The sequence below is a fragment of the Corynebacterium sp. 122RC1 genome, assembly GCF_024580955.1.
Lineage (GTDB): Bacteria > Actinomycetota > Actinomycetes > Mycobacteriales > Mycobacteriaceae > Corynebacterium > Corynebacterium kozikiae.
The window spans coordinates 55,133-74,192 of the sequence record NZ_JANIKD010000003.1; the positions used below are offsets into that span (position 1 = coordinate 55,133).

Here is a 19,060-nt window from a genome sequence, read left to right on the forward strand (position 1 = left end):
ATCAATCCTACACATCGCTGGAATTTAATTGCTTTCTAGGCTTTCCCGTGCCGCTCGCTGCACGGGCCGCCAGGTGATGCCTACCGCGGCCGCAATAGCTACGACCACACCGGTGGTTGCCACCGCAGGTGGGACAACGGAGTAGCTCACTGCACCGAAGGCCACCACCATCACCCAGGTATAGAGCACCAGCACCACCCGGCGGTGCGTGTGTCCGAGGGAAAGGAGGCGGTGGTGCAGGTGCATCTTGTCCGCGGAAAAAGGTGACTGGCCACGGCGGACCCTGCGGACAACCGCCATCACAAGGTCGAGCAGCGGCACAAACACCGCCGCGATGACCACGATCATGGGGCTCATCAGGGCAATAATGTCCACCGTGCCGTAGAGGCTCATGTCAATCTTGCCGCTGGCGGAGGTGGAGGCCGCAGCCAGCATGAGACCGATGAGCATAGAACCAGAATCGCCCATGAAGATCCTGGCGGGCTCGAAGTTGTGGGGCAGGAAGCCTGCGCACATCCCCACCACTGCGGCGGCGATGATCGCCGGTGGGTAGGCAGACACCATGCCGCCCTGGTCATGGAGGATGGTCAGTGAAAACACCAAAATCGCGCCCGCAGCGATCATGCCCAGGCCCGCAGCTAGGCCATCAAGGCCATCCACAAAGTTGATTGCATTGATCAAGGTCACGGTGAACAGCACGGTGATTACGGTAGAGGCCACCTGGTCCAACACGATGGTGGTTCCCCCACCAAAGGGCACATAGAGCACCGTCCAGTTGATGCCGAGCAGGCTCATCACCACTCCGGCCAGCACTTGGCCAGTGAGTTTGGTGATTGCGTCGAGTTCATAGAGGTCATCGATCACGCCCACCAGCACAATCACGAACGCCCCCCACACCACGGCGTTCATCTCTGGCGTCACGGGTTGGAAGCCACGAGTCAAGGCAGGAAACTGGTCCGCTACGAAAATGGCGGAAAGCGCCCCGGAGAACATTGCCACGCCACCGATTCGCGGGGTGGGTTGCTTGTGGACGTCACGTTCGCGGATCTCCGCCATGTGCCCAGAGCGCACCATGATGCTGCGCACAATGCCGGTGGTGATGAAGGTAAGCGCTGCCGCTACCAGGATCACCAACCCGAGTTCGCGCAGCGGGACGCCGGCCACCCCCATCTATCGCAGGGCCTCTACGTCCAGCTCAAGTACCTCTGCAATCCGCTCAGCGCTGATCGCGCCTTCACGGAGAATGCGTGGGGTCTGCCCGGACAGGTCCACGATGGTGGAGGCAAGTCCAAGGGCACACTCCCCGCCGTCGAGGTAGATCGCTACGGATTCGCCGAGCTGTTCTTTGGCGGCATGCACGGTTGCCGGTGGGGTCTGCCCGGAGATGTTGGCGCTGGACACAGCCATTGGGCCGGTCCGGCGCAGCAGCTCGATCGCCACGGGATGCAGCGGCATGCGCAGCATCACAGTGCCGCGAGTATCGCCGAGGTTCCAGGGCAGGCTTGGGGCCTGCGGCACAACGAGCGAAAGCCCACCTGGCCAAAATGCTTCAATGAGCGTGCGCAACTGCGTGTCAAAGGTGTGCACGAGCCCCCGGGCGGTATCCCAACTGCCCACAAGCACCGGCACCGGCATGTCTGGGCCACGGCGCTTGGTTTCCAAGAGTTTGGCTACCGCGCGGTTATCAAACGCATTGCACCCCAGGCCGTACAGGGTATCCGTGGGCATCACTACAAGGCGCCCGGACTCCACTGCGTCCACAGCGGCCGAAATGCCGGCCTCGCGCGATTGTGCATCCGCGCAGTCATAAATCCTGCTCAACGCTTCACTCCATCATCGATTGAAGGCTTGGTTTGTGCTTTATCTGCACTTACCTTACTCGCCATCACAAATCGCTCGCGCCCGGCGAGGTCGCGAACATGTGAAATATCGTCAAATTGCCCAGATTCCGCAAACAGCTCTCGGGTTGCTTGGGCTCTGGAGTCGTCGTGTTCCACACCAACTACGCCACCCGGTACCAGCAGCGCGGCGGCGATTGGCACCCATTGTTGAAGAAAGTCCATGCCGCTTTGCCCGGAGAACACGGCCATGTGGGGGTCGTGGTACACCTCGGGCTGCAGGTCCTGCGACTCCGGCACATACGGCGGATTGCACACCAGTACGTTCACTCGCCCGAGCAGGTCCCCATAGGTTTCCAGGTCCAGGGCGTCCCCACGAATCAGGGTCGCCCTCCCCGCGAGGTTTCGCTCAGCGTAGCTCGCGGCTGCCTCGGAAAGCTCCACGGCATAGACGCTCGCTTTCCGACGTTCACCGGCGACGTACGCAGCGATGGCTCCAGTGCCGGTGCAGACATCAAGCACCAGCGCACCGTCGAAGGCCTGCTGGGCAGCCCAGTGCGCCAGCAGCTCGGTCTCGGGGCGAGGGATGAACACACCCTCCCCCACCTGCATCTCGTGCGGACCAAACCATGCGCGGCCCAGCAGATGTTGGAGGGGGACGCGCTGGGCTCGTCGTTCTACGAGCTCTTTGTAGCGCCGTGTGAACTCCGCATCCATCTGCTCGCGGCGGCGCAGGCCCACCTGGTTGTCCGGGATGCCCAGAAGGTGCGCGGCAAGCGCGATGGCGTCGACGCGCGGCGAGGCCACCCCGGATACTTCCAGGATGGCCTCTGCTTGGCGCAGTTGCTCGTGCAACACTGGCAAAATCCCCGGTTAGGAGGCTTCTGCCTCAAGGCGCTCGGCGCGCTCGGCTGCCTGCAGGGCGCTGAAGAGATCACCCAAGTCGCCGCCCAGCACCGAGTCAAGGTTGTTCGCCTTGTAGCCAATGCGGTGGTCGGTGATCCGGTTTTCCGGCCAGTTGTAGGTGCGGATGCGCTCCGAGCGATCCATCGTGCGGATCTGCGCGGCGCGCCCTTCTGCGGCCTCAGCGTTGGCCTGCTCCTCGGCGAGGGCCTGCAGGCGAGCTGCAAGCACTTGCATGGCGCGAGCCTTGTTCTGGATCTGCGAACGCTCCTTCTGGCAGGTCACCACAATTCCCGTGGGCAGGTGCGTAATACGCACTGCGGAGTCCGTGGTGTTCACACCCTGGCCACCCTTGCCGGAGGAACGGTACACGTCCACGCGGAGGTCCTTGTCATCGATCTCCACCTCGCCTACCTCGTCCGGCTCTGGGTAGACCAGCACGCCGGCGGCGGAGGTTTGGATTCGTCCCTGCGATTCCGTCACGGGGACGCGCTGCACGCGGTGCACGCCGCCCTCGAACTTGAACTGGCTCCACGCACCGTCTCGGGAGGGCTGCTTGGAGCGGATAGACATGGTCATGTCCTTTACACCGCCCAAGTCAGACTCGGCGAGGTCCAGGATTTCCGTGGTAAAACCGTTCTTTTCAGCATAGCGCTGGTACATGCGGGCGAGCTCGCCTGCAAACAGGGCTGCTTCCTCGCCGCCTGCACCGGACTTGATTTCCATTACGATGTCGTCGCCATCATGTGGATCACGTGGCGCGAGCAGGTCAGCGAGCTGCTCCTCGTACTGCACCACCTCTGCCTCCAGGCGGGTTACTTCCCCTTGGAACTCGTGGTCCTCATGGGCCATTTCGCGGGCGTCGGCCAGATCCTCACGCGCTTGCACCAGCTTGGTGTTCACGTTGATGATCGGCTGCAGCTCCGAATAGCGCTTTGAGAGCTTGCGGAACAACGCCTGGTCATTCATCGTCTCCGGATCGGACATCTGCATTTCGATGCCCTGGTACTCCGCAACGATGTCATCAACCAATGAAACCTGGTTCGCCATTATTCCTCCTCGGCGTCAGCAGCCATTGGGGCGGAAGAGGCAACCTGCATCAGGAACTCACCGTTGTTCTTGGTCTTCTTGAGCTGCTTGATCAGCAAATCAATTGCCTGCTGGTTATCCAGCGCGGAGAGGATGCGGCGCAGCTTGTGCATAATGCGCGCCTCCTCAGGGGCAAGCAACAGCTCGTCTTTACGCGTACCGGAAGGATTCACATCAACGGCTGGGAACACGCGGCGCTCGGAGATCTTGCGGTCCAGCTTCAGCTCGGCGTTGCCGGTGCCCTTGAACTCCTCGAAGATCACGGTGTCACCTGCGGAACCAGTCTCCACCATCGCGGTTGCAATGATCGTGAGCGAGCCGCCATTTTCAATGTTGCGGGCAGCTCCAAGGAAGCGCTTTGGCGGGTACAGGGCGTTGGAGTCCACGCCACCGGAGAGAATACGGCCGGACGCCGGGCTGGAGTTGTTGTACGCGCGGCCCAGGCGAGTGATGGAGTCCAACAGGACCACCACGTCTTGCCCCTGTTCCACCAGGCGCTTGGCGCGCTCGATGGCGAGCTCGGCCACGGCGGTGTGCTCGCTCGGTGGGCGGTCAAAGGTAGAGGCGATGACCTCACCCTTCACGCTGCGCTGCATGTCCGTCACTTCTTCGGGGCGCTCATCCACCAGCACCACCATGAGGTAGCACTCAGGGTTGTTGGTGGCAATCGCGTTCGCGATGTTCTGCAGGATGGTGGTCTTACCGGCCTTCGGCGGGGAGACGATCAGCGCACGCTGGCCCTTACCAATCGGCATGATGAGGTCAATCACGCGGGTAGTGAGGATCTTCGGATCAGTTTCCAGGCGCAGGCGCTGGTTCGGGTACAGCGGGGTGAGCTTGGAGAAGTCTGGGCGACCCTTCGCCTCCTCCACGGTCATGCCGTTCACTGAGTCCACGCGCACCAGCGGGTTGTACTTCTGGCGATTGCGGCCGCGGCCAGCGGTTTGCTCGTGGCCCAGGCGCACCTGACCTACGATCGCGTCACCCGCGCGCAGGCCCAGGCGGCGGATCATTTGGTTGTTCACGTACACATCCGCGGGCCCTGGGTGGTAGCCGGAGGTGCGCACGAATGCCACGTTGTTATCCACGATGTCCAAAATGCCGGCCACCTGCTGCAGCACGTCATCCTCGCGGACCTCGTTGTTCTCTCCATCGCGGTCGCGGCCGCGGCGGTTGCGTCGGTTCCTGCGTCCGTTGCGATCGTTCCGATCGTTCCGGTCACTGCGGTCACTGCGGTCGTTTCGGTCGCTACGGCGGTTGTTCTGAGCGGTGTTACCCTCGTCTTGCTGCTCCCCCTGGGCACGCTCGCCGTTGCCAGCATCCTTGGAGGCGTCAGAGTCAGCGTGATCCTTGGCGTTGTCCTGCGGTGCTGCGGTATCTCGCTGTCCGCGCTGCTCACGGCGGGCGCGGTTCCGGCGTGCCCGGCGCGCTGCGGAGCGAGATTCGTAGCGCACCTCCTCGCTGCCGTTGTCGCCGGAGTTATCGCCGGAGTTGTCGCTGGAATTATCGCTGCCTGGCTCAGCGCCGCTTTCAGCACGAGCTGCCTGAGCGGTGTCCGCGCTGGTGGCGTCGGTAGCTTGTGGCTGCTCCTGGGGTGCTGCGCTGCGGGTTGCACGACGGCGGCGGCCTCGTGGTTCCTGCTCAGCTTGTGCTTGCTCGCCGTTGTCCACCGCAGCGGTGTGTTCTGGAGCGCGCTGCTCTTCGGAAGCCTGCGCTGCTGCGCTTGCCTTGGTTGCGCGGCGTGGTTTGGAAGTCTGTGCGGATGCTTGGCCGCTTCCCCCTTGTGCGCCGGTGATTGCGGCGATCAGTTCGCCTTTGCGCAGGCCGGAGGTGCCTTTGAGGCCAAGTTCAGCGGCGATCTTGCGCAGTTCCGGCAGGCGCAGGGCAGCGAGGTTGCGCTGTGCGCCGTTGTCTGAATCAGACACAGGTGTCCTTTCATCGTTTACTGTGCACGCGGTTTGGTGTGGGCCGATTGCCCTGTGGACCCGTCGTGATGCATGTGGCGGCCTGTGGCGCCGTCGAACATGCTGCGGCATAGCGTTGGTTCGCCCTTGCTTGTGCAAGGTGTTGGTTCCCAGCGCTTCCCAACGAGGGCTCGCGATGCACACCTTGCGGTGGGCAGGCGAAGAGTTGGTACACGAGTAAGATTTCTGTGGATGTGCTGCGCCAATGCTTCTGCGGGAACCCCCAAATGAAGACCCCAACCGAAGAACTGACACTAACCGTGATGCCACTTTGAACGTCACCCTCAGGTTTTTGCTGAGGGGCCCAGCGAGCCGGGCAATGCTGCTCAAAGCTATTTCTGGCATGTTTTTTTCAAAGACGTTGCCGGCACCGAAGCACCACAGGGCGTTGCGCAGTGATTGCGCGTTGCTGTGTTGCGTTGAGGTCCCGTTTCCCTCCTTGTTGGGCAGGGAAAGCACTTCTTAAAGAGTGTGCTTGACGCAGTTTCTTGTTCAGGCTTGCTGCGTTGTTTGCAACTTGGCACCCACGGGTGGGCCTTTAGTCTGTGCTCAAGTCTAGGGCCAAGTGTAGCGCAAGTTGTCCGGGGAGCTGCAACACGCGCCCCATTTTGCACCACATCAATTCCTCCAACCCGCTTGTCCCCTTGCCCGCAAGCCCATGCCGCACTCACTGGATTGGCACTAAGGTGGTGTGCATGCGTTCAACCATGCAGGATCTCCCATTAAACATTTCCCGCATCCTCCAATACGGCTCTACCGTGCACGCGGAAACAAAGGTGAAAACGTTTGACGGTGAGGTTCCTCACGAGACCACCTTCCAGGAAATCGGCGCCCGTGCCGCAGCCCTCGCACACGCGTTGCGCGATGAACTTGGCATCACCGGGGACCAACGTGTTGCCTCACTCATGTTTAACTGCGCCGAACACCTGGAAACCCTGTTCGCGGTGGCCTGCATGGGAGCAGTGTTCAACCCGCTGAACAAGCAGCTCATGGATGACCAGATCCTGCACATCATCAACCACGCCGAGGATGAGGTCATCATCGCCGACCCGCGCCTGGCCAAACAGCTCGGCGGCATCCTGGCGCAGGGCTGCCCCACGGTCCGGGCGGTAGTGTTCATTGGCACGCAGCCACTTGCCGACGCCGCGCAGTACATCCCAGGGCACATCGAATGTCACCGCTACGAGGAGCTGCTGGACGCCCGCTCCACCGTATTTCGCTGGCCGGTGCAGGAGGAGCACACTGCGGCGGTGATTTGTTATTCCACGGGCACCACCGGCGCACCGAAGGGCGTGGTGTATTCACACCGGGCTCTGTACTTGCAATGCATGAACCTGCGCACCACGGACTCCTTGGCCGTGGCGCACGGACAGTCTTTTCTGTGCTGTGTGCCGATTTACCACATCCTGAGCTGGTGTGTGCCGCTCGCAGCGTTCATGTCTGGCACCCCATTGGTGTTCCCCGGGGCGAATGTCTCCGCACCGCGCCTGGCTGAGATTATTGCTACGGCGCTGCCGCGCGTCGCTAATGGTGTGCCCACGCTCTGGATTCAGTTGATGGTGCATTATATGCGGACTCCCCCTGAGCGCATGAGTCTGCAAGAAATCTATGTGGGCGGCTCTGCCGTGCCGCCGGTGCTCATTAGCCTGTGGGAGCAGCGCTACGGTGTAGACGTGGTGCATGTGTGGGGTATGACGGAAACGCTTTCCATTGGTACCGTGGCCCGGCCACCCTCGGGTGTGTCCGGTGAGGCGCGCCAACGCTACCGCGAATCCCAGGGCCGCTTCCCTGCCTCACTGGAATACCGCGTGGTTAACGACGGCGAAATTGTGAGTTCCACAGACAGGAACCAGGGTGAGATCCAGGTGCGCGGCAACTGGGTGACCGGTCAGTACTACCACTCTCACTCCGAGGAACCGGGCGGCAGCGCCGCTGAGTTCCGCGCCAAACAGGTGGATGACGCCCCGGATCAGTTCACCCCCGACGGCTGGCTGCGCACCGGCGATGTAGGATCCGTGACCAGCGACGGCTTCCTCACCATCCATGACCGCGCGCGCGACGTTATCCGTTCCGGCGGCGAATGGATCTACTCCACACTGCTGGAAAACGCCATCATGGCGGCAAGTGAAGTGGTGGAGGCCGCGGTGATTGGCTACCCAGACAAGAAATGGGTAGAACGCCCCCTGGCAGTGACCGTGCTCTCCCCTGGCGTTGAGCGATCCACCGCCACGGCCGAGGCGCTGAGGGACAAACTCCGCAGCGCTTTCCCCGCCTGGATGCTGCCCGAGTACTGGACTTTTGTGGATTCCATTGACAAGACCTCAGTGGGCAAGTTCGACAAAATTGATCTACGCACCCACCTTGCCGACGGCGATTTCACCATCATCGCGCTGCAGGGCCCGGGGTCGCAGGAAGGCGCCCCCAGAGCGGGGGCTGCGGAGGCTGTGGAGGCTGTGGAGGCAACAGAAGACTAAGCCCACCACAAGAACGGAACCCCACCAGCAACGATGGCTGGTGGGGTTCCGTGTAGCTCGCTTCCCTTGAGGCGGGCTTACTTGAGCACCTTCACCTCAACGGGGCCGGCTACCTCAAGCGGGAGCACCCGAATGCCTTGCTCGCGTGCTTCGTCCAGCAGACTCTGGGCCACGTCTTCCGTGCCAAGCACCATGATGGTTGGGCCTGCGCCGGAAAGGTAGGCGGCGTACCCGCGGTTGCGCAGGCGGTTCACCCACTCGGCGGTCACGGGCATCACGTCTGCGCGGTACGGCTGGTGGAGGCGATCGCGGGTGCCCTCCCACAACAGCGAAGGGTCTTGCTGCAACGCTACGGTCATCACCGCGCAGCGGGACACATTGAAGCGGGCATCCAGGTGCGTGATGTCAGTAGGCAGCACGCGACGCACCGCCTCTGTGGAAACGTGGAAAGAAGGTACAAGCGCTAACGCCTTGATGTCCGAGTGAACCGGGATGTTCACCGCCTTGAACTGCGGTTCGGTGCGGCCATCCACTGGCACCTCAGTCCAGGAAACCACCGCGCCGCCAAGCACAGAGGCGCCAGCGTTGTCCGGGTGGCCTTCAAAAGCGGAAGAAAGCTGCACCACCTGGGCGTCACTCAGTGGGAACCCGGCGAGCCCATTCGCCGCAGCCACGCCAGCTACCGCCGCCGCGGCGGAAGACCCGAGGCCGCGGGACTGAGGAATGTTGTTGTGGCAGACCACGCGCAGCCCTGGCGCGTGGACGTCGGCAGCCGCCAAACCTGAGCGGATTGCCTTCACAACCAAGTGCGAACCATCCAGAGGCAGCTCGCCCTGGCCCTCACCGAAGACCTCCACCTCAAGGCCAGAGGCGATGACTTCCACCTCAACCGTGTCATAAATGCCCACGGCAAGGCCGAGCGTGTCAAAACCGGGGCCAAGGTTCGCGCTGGAACCCGGGACGGTCACGGAAACTTTTTTGCCTACAGAAAGCTCAACGGCCATCGGTCTACTCGCTTACCAAACGGATAACGGAATTGACGTGCTTCACATAGTCAGCCTTGGCGATAACCTCCACAGTCTGCGCCAACTCGCGCTCTGTGGCGGTGTGGGTGACCACGATCAGGCGCGCGCCGCCGTTCTTCTCCTCTTGACGCAGGGTGCGCAGGGAAACGCCGTGCTCAGCAAAGGTTTTTGCCAGCTCGGCGAGCACGCCCACACGGTCTTCGATCTCCAGGTCAATGTGGTAGCGGGTTGGAACGTCGCCGAAGCTCGCGATTGGCAGGTTCGCGTAAGTGGACTCCCCTGGCGCACGGCCACCGGTGACCTTGTTGCGTGCTGCACCCACGATGTCACCAAGTACAGCCGATGCGGTTGGGTTACCACCTGCACCGTTGCCGTAGAACATCAGGCGGCCAGCGGCCTCTGCCTCCACGAACACTGCGTTGAAGGACTTGGACACGCTCGCCAAAGGGTGCTCGCGGGGGACCAAGGTTGGGTGGACGCGGGCGGAGACGAACTCATTGCCATCGGCATCCTTGAGGCGCTCACAAATGGCCAGCAGCTTGATGGTGTACCCTGCGGACTTCGCAGCCTCGATGTCATCAGCGGTGATTTTGGTGATGCCCTCGCAGAACACATCATCCGCGGTCACGCGGGTGTGGAAGGCCAAGGATGCCAAGATGGCGGCTTTCGACGCCGCATCGTGGCCCTCAACGTCAGCGGTTGGGTCTGCCTCCGCGTAGCCCAGGCGCGTTGCCTCTGCGAGCATGTCATCGTAGGAAGCGCCGGTGGAATCCATGGCGTCCAGGATGAAGTTGGTGGTGCCGTTCACGATGCCTGCTACGGACTGCACCTGGTCACCAGCCAGAGAACGGCGCAGCGGGCCAACCACAGGAATAGCGGCCGCAACAGCAGCCTCGAAGTAGAGGTCCACACCGGACTCTTCCGCTGCCTGTGCCAGCTCCTCGGAGTGTGCCGCAACCAGAGCCTTGTTTGCGGTGACCACGGACTTGCCACCTCGCAGTGCGCCCAGAACCAGCTCACGGGGGTAATCAATGCCACCGATGACTTCCACCACCAGGTCAACGTCGGAACGCGCGATCAGTGCGCGGGCGTCATCGGTGAGCAGGCCCAGCTCATCAGCCAGGGACCCCTTGTGCTTTTCCACATTGGAAACCGCCACGCCGCGCACTGCTACCTCGGCGCCGATGCGGTGGAAGAATGCATCAGCGTTTTCATGCATGAGGCGCAACACCTGCGAACCCACGGTGCCGTAGCCAAGAATCGCAATACCAACCTGGGAGGTGGAAACGGCGCCTGTGGCGGCACTATTGGGAGCAGAAGTAGCAGTCATGGTGATCCTTCATTCGAGTTAACTGCCTCCCCGCGCTGCGCAAGGGAAAACCATTCGCAGTGAGGGGACGCATTGTTGAACGGGGGTTTTCAACTGGATTTCAACAACGGTGAAACAACAAATATGGTGCATGCACCCGCGGCTAACACAAAATTTGCGCTGCGGGTTATGAAATTAAGAGTGTACTGCATGCAGCGAAAACCGCGAATTATGCGGGGGATGCGGCCTCAATTTCTCAATTGCAAGCCTCAAGCGCAATCAAGTCCTCAACGGTCTGCCTGCGCAGCATGAGTTCCGCCTTCCCGCCGCGCACGCTCACCACCGCAGGTTTAGTCATCATGTTGTAATTGCTGCTCATGGCGTAGCAATAGGCGCCCGTCGCAGCCAGAGCCACCAGGTCCCCTTCCACGAGGTCCTGAGGAAGGTCGGCATCGTTGATCAGGATGTCGCCGCTTTCGCAGTGCGAACCGACGATCCGCGTTGGCACAGATTCTCCCTCTACAGTCCGTCCCACAGCGCGAACGTCGTACTGCGCCCCGTACAGCGCTGGGCGGATGTTGTCACTCATCCCCCCATCCACGGCCAGGTAGCGGCGTGTTTCGGTGTCGCTGATGTGCACGTCTTTCACGGTGCCCACGGTATACACCGTCACGGTAGAAGGCCCAGCGATGGCCCGCCCAGGCTCCACCAACACCCGCGGCGGCGCCACACCGAGCTCCTCCGCTTCCGTGCACACTGCCTTCAGCAAGTCCTGAGCTACTGCATCCACGTCCAAAGGTTGCTCGTCCTCGGTGTAAGCAATTCCGTAGCCACCACCGAGGTCCAGCAGCTCCAGGTCCACGCCTAGTGAGTAATGGATTTCTCGTTGCAGCCCCAGCACGCGTTGCGCCGCCAACTTGAAGCCTTCCGCATCAAAGACCTGCGAACCCACGTGGCAGTGCAGGCCAACCAGCTTCAATCCTGGCAATTCGATGGCCGCCTTGGCCGCCGCGTAGGCAGAGCCAGACGTCAAGGAGAAGCCAAACTTTTGATCCTCGTGGCTGGTGGCAATGAATTCATGGGTGTGGGCCTCGATGCCAGGCTTCACGCGGACCAGCACCTCCTGCTCCTTGCCCAGTTCCTGCGCCACCTGCGCCAAACGGTGCAGTTCAGTGTGGGAATCCAGCACCACATGGCCCACGCCCTCGGCAACGATGGTGCGCAGGAAGTCCTCTTCCTTGTTGTTTCCGTGCGCGGTGATGCGCTGAGCAGGGAACCCCGCTCGTAGGGCCACCTGTAGCTCGCCGAGCGAAGCAACGTCCAAGTTCAGCCCCTCTTCTTCCACCCACTTGGCAATCCGCATACTCAAGAACGCTTTGGAGGCGTAGTGCACGTTCTCCGCGCCGCCAAAGGCTCGCGCCATCGCCCTGCAGCGGCTTCGGAAATCATCCTCGTCCACCACAAACAGCGGGGTTCCGTACTCGGCGGCCAGATCAGCGAGCCCCACGCCGCCAATCTGCACCTGCCCTTCCACTCGCTGCGCGCCAATGGGCCACACGTGCGCGGGGATGGTGTTGAAGTCAGTCATAGTGGTGCGGGCTCTCCCTTGATCAGTGGGCGCGGAATGGAGTTGCGGTTGGAATTTGGCTGAACCACGCCCCCAAGGTCCAAGGCTTTAGAAGGCGCGGCTGCTTGGGGGCGTTTCATTACATACGCTCAGGAGCGCTCACACCGACCAAGCCCAGGGCATTTGCCAGCACCTGGCGGGTTGCGGCTGCAAGCGCCAAACGGGCGGTGTGGATTGGCTCAGCCTGCTCGCCCTGCTTTGGCAGGATCTGGCAGGAATCGTAAAAGCGGTGGAAGGTACCAGCCAGCTCCTCAGCGTAGCGGGCAACGCGGTGAGGTTCGCGCAGATCAGCAGCGCCCTTCACCACGGCCGGGAACTCGCCGAGGGTGCGGATCAGATCGCCCTCACGCTCGTGCACGAGCAGACTGAGGTCAAGTTCCGCCCCGGCGGCAGCACCGGCGCCGGCACCGGCATCGGAGTTTTCTACGCCCAAGCCAAGCTCAGCCGCCTTACGCGCAATGGAGCACAGCCGAGCGTGGCCGTATTGCACGTAGTACACCGGGTTATCCGAGCTCTGGGATTCCCACAGCGCCAAATCAATGTCCAGGGAAGAGTCCACGGAGGAACGCACCAACGCATAGCGAGCGCCGTCCACGCCGATAGCCTCCACCAGGTCATCCAGGGTGATCACGGTGCCGGCACGCTTGGACATCCTCACTGCCTTGCCGTCGCGGACCAGGTTCACCATTTGGCCAATGAGCACCTCCACGCGGGAGGGGTCATAGCCCATCGCTGCTGCTGCCGCCCGCAGGCGTGAAATGTAGCCGTGGTGGTCTGCGCCCAGCATGTAAATGGCCAGGGTGTGGCCCCGGTCGAACTTGTTCGCCACATACGCAATGTCACCGGCAATGTACGCGGCATCGCCGTCAGACTTGATTACCACGCGGTCTTTGTCATCCCCGTAGTTGGAGGAACGCAACCACCAGGCACCCTCAGATTCGTAAAGGTTTCCATTTTCTTTCAGCTTGTTCACGGCCGATTCCACTGCCCCGGACTCGAACAGGGAGTTTTCGTGGAAATACACGTCAAAGTCCACGCCGAACTCATGCAGGGTGGTCTTGATGTGATCGAAAATGATCTGCACTCCGGTGGCGCGGAACGCCTCAGCCTTCTCATCCTCGGGCAGGTCCAGCACACCTGGATTTGCGGCAAGTACCTGCTGCGCGATGTCCTGGATGTAGGCACCGCCATAGCCGTCTTCGGGAGTAGGCTCACCCTGCGCTGCGGCGATCAAGGAGTTGGTGTAGCGGTCAATCTGCCGGCCGTGGTCATTGAAGTAGTACTCACGGGTCACCTTCGCGCCTTGTGCTTCCAACACGCGGCCAAGTGAGTCGCCCACCGCGGCCCAGCGGGTACCACCAAGGTGGATGGGGCCGGTTGGGTTGGCAGAGACGAACTCGAGGTTTATCACTTCCCCACTCAAATCAGTGGAGTGACCATAGTTGCTCCCTGCTTCCAGCACCTTGGCCACGATTTCACCCTGCGCCGCGGCAGCCAGGCGAATGTTCAAAAAACCAGGACCCGCAATTTCAGCGGATTCAATCTCCTCGCGCTGCGCCAGCTCATCAGCCAAAAGCTGAGCCAACTCTCGCGGATTCATCCCCACCTTTTTTGCAACCTGGAGGGCAATGTTCGTGGCGTAATCGCCGTGCTCAGGGTTGCGCGGACGCTCCACCACAACCGTCTCCGGCAGCGCGGCGACATCCAAGCCGCGGGCAGCAAACACCTGCGCGGCAGACGTGGAAATGAGTTGAGAAAGATCTGCTGGGGTCATAAGGAGCTAGTTTAGCCCACAGGCTCAAACCCAGTTGACTCAAGCCAACCTCAAGCCAACACAGTCGTGCCAGTTGGACCCCTGCACCTGCATGCCGCACCGCCGCGCGAGCGCCGTGCCCCCTTGGGGCGCTGGCGGCGTCGGCACCGCTGCTGGTTTTAGCCCACTACCATCCAGCCGAGGACCGGCGTGGACTGCAGGTACACCAGGATGCAGAGGTACAACAGCAGGCCCAGGGAGTATTTCCATACCTCGGACATGATCACGCGCTCGCCGTTTTGCATCCCGGTGGCGTTGGCGGCAATGGCCAGGGTTTGCGGGCTCATCATCTTGCCAAGGGTGGCACCGGCGGTGTTCGCACCAACCAGCAGCGTTGGGCTCACGCCCACCTGACCTGCGGTGGTGGCCTGCATCTGGGCAAACAGGGCGTTTGCGGATGTCGCGGACCCTGTGACCCATGTGCCCAACCAGCCAAGGACTGGGGAAAGTAACGGGAAGATCGCCCCGGTTGCTGCCAGGAACGCGCCGATGGAAGCGGTCTGTCCGGAAAGATTCATCACATAGGCCAGACCCATCACCGCGGCGATGGTGAGCGCGGAGAAACGCATCTTGTACGCGCCCTTGCCCAGGTGGCCGATGCCCTCGGCAAAGCTGATCGCGTACTTGCTGTTCTTGCCGGTGAACACGTAGACGCACAGGGTGATCAGGCCGCAGATCATGAGGATCGTGCCAGGCGTGGACAACCAGTTGAAGTTAAAGATGGTGTTGGTCACGGGTTCGCCTTCGGCGTTCACCACGGCACCGTGGGTGACCGGCCATTCCACGCGGATGTCGGTGGCTTTGAGCGCGGCGGGGATGTCCACACCAAGGCGCCACAGGCTCGTGATGGAGAAGACCACCACGATGAGCAGGTACGGGAACAGCGCGAGGCCGGTCTGCTTGCCGCTGAGAACAATGGTTGCAGGGTCGATCTCCGAGGCCATCTCCTGCGGGGTGACCGGCTTCCATACGCGCAGGAACGCCACACCCACCGCGAGGGAAATAAGGCAGGCAACCACGTCCGTGAGCACAAAGGAGAAGTAATTGGAGGCGATGAACTGCCCACCACCAAAGCTCACGCCCAGCAGCAGCGCCATTGGCCACGTCTGGCGCATACCACGGACACCGTCCATGATGAAGGCCAAGATGAACGGCACGATCAGCGCCACCAGAGACACCTGGCGCCCGGCCATCGCGGCAACCTGTTCACCTGGGATCTCCGCCAGCAAGCCGCCGGTAGCAACAGGGATGCCCATCGCACCGAATGCCACTGGAGAACAGTTCGCAACAAAGGTCACGAGCACAGCCTTGATGGGCTTGAGGCCAATCGCCACCAACATGGCGGCCACAATCGCGATCGGGGCGCCAAATCCCGCAAGGGCCTCCAGGAGGCCGCCGAATGCGAAGCCGATCAACATGGCTTGCACGCGCATGTCACCGCGGCCGATCTTGGAAAACACCGCGCGCAAATCATCAAAACGGCCGGTAGCTACTGTGAGATCGTAAATCCACACCGCCATCCAAATGATGTACACAATCGGGAAGAGACCAAAGGCGGCGCCCTGCACAAATGCCATCAGGCTCAGCTCCGCGGGCATCCCAAACAGGAAGATCGCGGAGAGCAGTGCAACAACGGTGCTTGCCAGCGCCGACCAATGCGCCGGCCACTTGAGCACCATCAGGAACACAAAGAACGCCAGCAGCGGCACGATTGCTGTGGCGGCACTTAAGCCCAGACTTCCCCCTACTGCGTTGGTTACCGCGGTAAACATGCGTCTCCTTTCACAGGCGCCCACAGCGTCCCCCTCAAAACCAGCCGGTGTGCTGCGCGTGCGCGGGGCTTGACGGTGCGTTTCGACGCAGCCAAGACCCCAATTCACAGCGCTCCAGGGCGTGTTTCGGTGGAACGATCAAGCGCACTTTCCCGAGCGGAAATGCACTCCGTGTTCTGGCCTTTGGGGTGACCTTTGGGGCTGACCTCTTTCCAATCTGAGGATTTCAGAATCTCTGGGAGGTCGATTGGGGTGGATGTTCCGCTCCTCCAATGCACTTGGTAGCCTACGCGCTGTCTTTTAACTCACAACATTGCACAATTGTGCCCAATCCCACATTTTGGGCTTTTCGCTGGGATAGAACCACGTTGATACCTCGGGCGGGCCCACTATTTGGGTTCCACATTCCATCCAGCATGGAAAGCAAATCTGCTGGCAGGACACCTAATCGGGAATCGCCGCAACCCGTTGCACGCAGTTTTCACACACGAAAAAGGTTATTTTGGTCACGCCTTTGGATTTTGCTTTCCCGTTCCCAAATACAGGTGTGAGATTTTATACAACGGCGGAAGGCAATTCACGGGGACGTCGGCAATGCCCCATAGTGTGCAATTTTCTGGATGGATTCACCCCATTTCCCGCTACGGGCTGCATCTGCGCTGCATAGCGCCGCAACGCTTCGATGAGGGCGCTTACCCGAACCGTTGAATACCCTTTCTCCGCCGTCCCCCATGAGCATTTCCACAACATTAATGTTTTGTAATTGCCGCAGGTAGTGGCCGGTTTTTGCGGCGCAACACACTGGTTCGAACCGGTAGTATGGCAGCAGAAAGGCAAAGCACCTGCCGCGCACCCTACGAGGGAAATTTGCGTGACGGATTTATTTGCCGTTTACCCATTTTCCCAACGGACTAAGAAGGAGCCCCACCCATAATGAAAGTTGCGCTCTTTTCCACCTGCATCGGTGATGCAATGTTCCCCGATGCCTCCAAGGCAACTGCCCTCGTGCTTTCTCGCCTTGGCTATGAAGTGGTCTTCCCAGAAGCCCAAACTTGCTGTGGCCAAATGCACGTGAACACCGGCTACCAAAAAGAAGCCGTGCCACTGATTGAAAATTATGTTGAGGCGTTTTCAGATTCCTCGATTGACTATGTTGTTGCCCCATCAGGCTCCTGCATCGGTGCTGTTCGCGAGCAACACGAGCACATCGCGGAGCGCTACGGCTCCCCTGCTTTGCGCGACGGTGCCCGCACAGCGGCGAAGAAGTCACTGGACCTGCCCGAGTTCCTGATCGACGTTGCCGGCGTAGAAAACGTGGGCGCCTTCTTCCCACACAAGGTCACCTATCACCCTTCCTGCCACGGTCTGCGCTTCATCAAGCTCGGCGACCGCCCGTACCGCCTGCTTGAGAATGTGGAAGGCCTGCAGCTCATTGACCTTCCAAACAAGGAAGAGTGCTGTGGCTTCGGCGGCACCTTCTCCCTGAAGAACGCCGCAACCTCCGCTGCAATGGTGTCTGATAAATGCCGCAACATTGAATCCACCGGTGCTGAATTTGTCACCGGCGGCGATTCTTCCTGCCTGATGAACATCGCTGGCTCGCTTTCGCGCCAGCACGTAGGCATCCGCGCTATCCACATCGCCGAGATCCTGGCCTCCACCAAGGAGCACCCATGGACCCCAACCTCGGCTGCTTACTCGAAGGAGTTCATGCTGTGAGCGTCCACCTTGGTACCCCAACCATGCCGCCTCGCGCCTCGGATAGCTCCGAGCTGCGCCTCGGCGAGAACTTTGTCAAAGCCGCGAATGATGGCCTGAACAACGCCACCCAGCGCCGCAACCTCACCAAGGCAACCACCACGATCCGTGACAAGCGCCTGCGCGTCACTGCAGAAATCGAGGATTGGGAAGCACTGCGTGAGTCCGGTTCTCAGATCAAGCAGGATGTGGGCGCCCGCCTAGACGAGCTGCTGGTGCAGTTTGAGCAGGCAGTGACCGCCCGCGGTGGCCATGTCCACTGGGCCCGCGATGCGGAAGAGGCCTGCTCCATCATTGCCGGCCTGGTCAAGGAGACCGGCGAAGAGCACGTGGTGAAGATCAAGTCCATGGCAACCATGGAGATCGGCCTGAACGAGCACCTGCGCAAGGAAGGTATTTCTGCCCAGGAGACGGACTTGGCTGAGCTCATTGTGCAGCTTGGCCACGACCGCCCTTCCCACATCCTGGTTCCTGCAATTCACCGCAACCGCGCGGAGATCCGCGACATCTTCATCCGCGAGATGCCCAACACCGACGAGTCCCTGACCACGGAGCCAGCCGACCTCGCCGAAGCCTCCCGCATGTTCCTGCGCGAACAGTTCATGAAGGCCAAGGTGGCTATCTCCGGCGCGAACTTCGGCATCGCCGAAACCGGCACCGTGGCCATTATGGAATCCGAGGGCAACGGCCGCATGTGCCTCACCCTCCCCGACACCCTGATCTCCGTGATGGGCATCGAGAAGATCCTGCCCACCTACCAGGACCTTGAGGTGTTCCTGCAGCTTCTGCCACGCTCCTCCACTGGCGAGCGCCAGGCACCGTACGTTTCCACGTGGACCGGTGTGACGGAAGGCGATGGCCCCCAGAACTTCCACATCGTGCTGGTAGACAACGGCCGCACTGCGGTGCTGGCAAACGAACTTGGCCGCGAGGCACTCAAGTGCATCCGCTGCTCCGCTTGCCTCAACGTCTGCCCGGTGTACGAGCGCGCAGGCGGCCACGCATACGGCTCCACCTACCCCGGCCCAATCGGTGCAATCCTCACCCCACAGCTCACAGGCATCAAGGACAAGCACGATCCTTCCGCCTACCTTCCGTACGCCTCCTCGCTTTGCGGACGCTGCAATGAGGTGTGCCCGGTGAAGATCCCGTTCACCGACATCCTCCTCGAGCTGCGCCACCAGAAGATCGAGACGGACAAGCCCAAGATCGAAGCCGGCCTCATGGGCGCGATGCAGCTCGCTTGGGGCAACGCCACGCTGTGGAACACCCTCACCAAGATGGTCTTCATGGGCCGCATCTTGGGTGGCACCAACCACAAGATCACCCACATGCCAAGCTTCTTGGCCGGCTGGACCAACGTCCGCGACACCGCCGTGCCACCAAAGAAGTCCTTCCGCCAGTGGTTCAACTCCGAAGAGGCCCAGGCATTGCTTGACGACGCGCGCAAGCAAGCAGGCACCAACGGCGAGCAGGCGAAGTAAAGGA

13 protein-coding genes are annotated in these 19,060 nt (G+C 61.3%); 3 read left to right on the top strand and 10 right to left on the bottom strand.

From position 1 onward, the window contains the following. Window positions 1-24 precede the first annotated feature (24 nt). Genes NQ050_RS02130 through rho form a run of 5 tightly spaced genes read right to left on the bottom strand, consistent with a single transcriptional unit; the run spans window position 25 to window position 5,755 of the window. The gene (locus NQ050_RS02130) at window positions 25-1,170 is read right to left on the bottom strand and encodes an MraY family glycosyltransferase (RefSeq protein WP_257037615.1); all 1,146 of its coding nucleotides are present in this window, start codon (window positions 1,168-1,170) and stop codon (window positions 25-27) included. Continuing rightward, on the bottom strand, window positions 1,171-1,821 hold the full coding sequence (locus NQ050_RS02135) for an L-threonylcarbamoyladenylate synthase (protein ID WP_257037616.1): 651 nt from the start codon (window positions 1,819-1,821) through the stop codon (window positions 1,171-1,173). Then, window positions 1,818-2,696 carry a peptide chain release factor N(5)-glutamine methyltransferase gene (prmC, locus tag NQ050_RS02140; protein WP_257037617.1) on the bottom strand — a complete coding sequence of 293 codons (879 nt, stop codon included), beginning with the start codon at window positions 2,694-2,696 and terminating at the stop codon, window positions 1,818-1,820. The genes NQ050_RS02135 and prmC overlap by 4 nt, the downstream gene beginning before the upstream one ends. A 15-nt stretch (window positions 2,697-2,711) precedes the next feature. Beyond that, window positions 2,712-3,791 (bottom strand): peptide chain release factor 1, encoded by a 1,080-nt coding sequence (prfA, locus tag NQ050_RS02145; RefSeq protein ID WP_257037618.1) that lies wholly within the window; start codon window positions 3,789-3,791, stop codon window positions 2,712-2,714. Beyond that, on the bottom strand, window positions 3,791-5,755 hold the full coding sequence (rho, locus tag NQ050_RS02150; protein ID WP_257037619.1) for a transcription termination factor Rho: 1,965 nt from the start codon (window positions 5,753-5,755) through the stop codon (window positions 3,791-3,793). The genes prfA and rho overlap by 1 nt, the downstream gene beginning before the upstream one ends. A gap of 734 nt (window positions 5,756-6,489) precedes the next feature. Here rho and NQ050_RS02155 point away from each other — a divergent pair. Then, the gene (locus tag NQ050_RS02155) at window positions 6,490-8,268 is read left to right on the top strand and encodes a long-chain fatty-acid--CoA ligase (protein WP_257037620.1); all 1,779 of its coding nucleotides are present in this window, start codon (window positions 6,490-6,492) and stop codon (window positions 8,266-8,268) included. Window positions 8,269-8,345: 77 nt separating this feature from the next. On the opposite strand, the gene thrB is transcribed toward NQ050_RS02155, so the two are convergent. The 5 genes from thrB to NQ050_RS02180 form a co-directional block, all read right to left on the bottom strand. Next, window positions 8,346-9,272, bottom strand: a complete 927-nt coding sequence (gene thrB / locus NQ050_RS02160) for a homoserine kinase (protein WP_257037621.1) — start codon at window positions 9,270-9,272, stop codon at window positions 8,346-8,348. 4 nt (window positions 9,273-9,276) lie between these two features. Next, entirely contained in the window at window positions 9,277-10,623 is a 1,347-nt protein-coding gene (locus NQ050_RS02165; protein WP_257037622.1) for a homoserine dehydrogenase, read from the bottom strand. Window positions 10,624-10,858: 235 nt separating this feature from the next. Then, on the bottom strand, window positions 10,859-12,190 hold the full coding sequence (gene lysA / locus NQ050_RS02170; protein ID WP_257037623.1) for a diaminopimelate decarboxylase: 1,332 nt from the start codon (window positions 12,188-12,190) through the stop codon (window positions 10,859-10,861). Window positions 12,191-12,308: 118 nt separating this feature from the next. After that, entirely contained in the window at window positions 12,309-14,003 is a 1,695-nt protein-coding gene (gene argS / locus NQ050_RS02175) for an arginine--tRNA ligase (protein WP_257037624.1), read from the bottom strand. A 158-nt stretch (window positions 14,004-14,161) separates the two neighbouring features. Further along, entirely contained in the window at window positions 14,162-15,814 is a 1,653-nt protein-coding gene (locus NQ050_RS02180; RefSeq protein ID WP_257037625.1) for an L-lactate permease, read from the bottom strand. 933 nt (window positions 15,815-16,747) lie between these two features. Here NQ050_RS02180 and NQ050_RS02185 point away from each other — a divergent pair. Then, window positions 16,748-17,533, top strand: a complete 786-nt coding sequence (locus NQ050_RS02185) for a (Fe-S)-binding protein (protein WP_257037626.1) — start codon at window positions 16,748-16,750, stop codon at window positions 17,531-17,533. After that, window positions 17,530-19,056, top strand: a complete 1,527-nt coding sequence (locus NQ050_RS02190) for a LutB/LldF family L-lactate oxidation iron-sulfur protein (RefSeq protein WP_257037627.1) — start codon at window positions 17,530-17,532, stop codon at window positions 19,054-19,056. Before NQ050_RS02185 ends, NQ050_RS02190 begins: the two co-directional genes overlap by 4 nt. Window positions 19,057-19,060 lie beyond the last annotated feature (4 nt).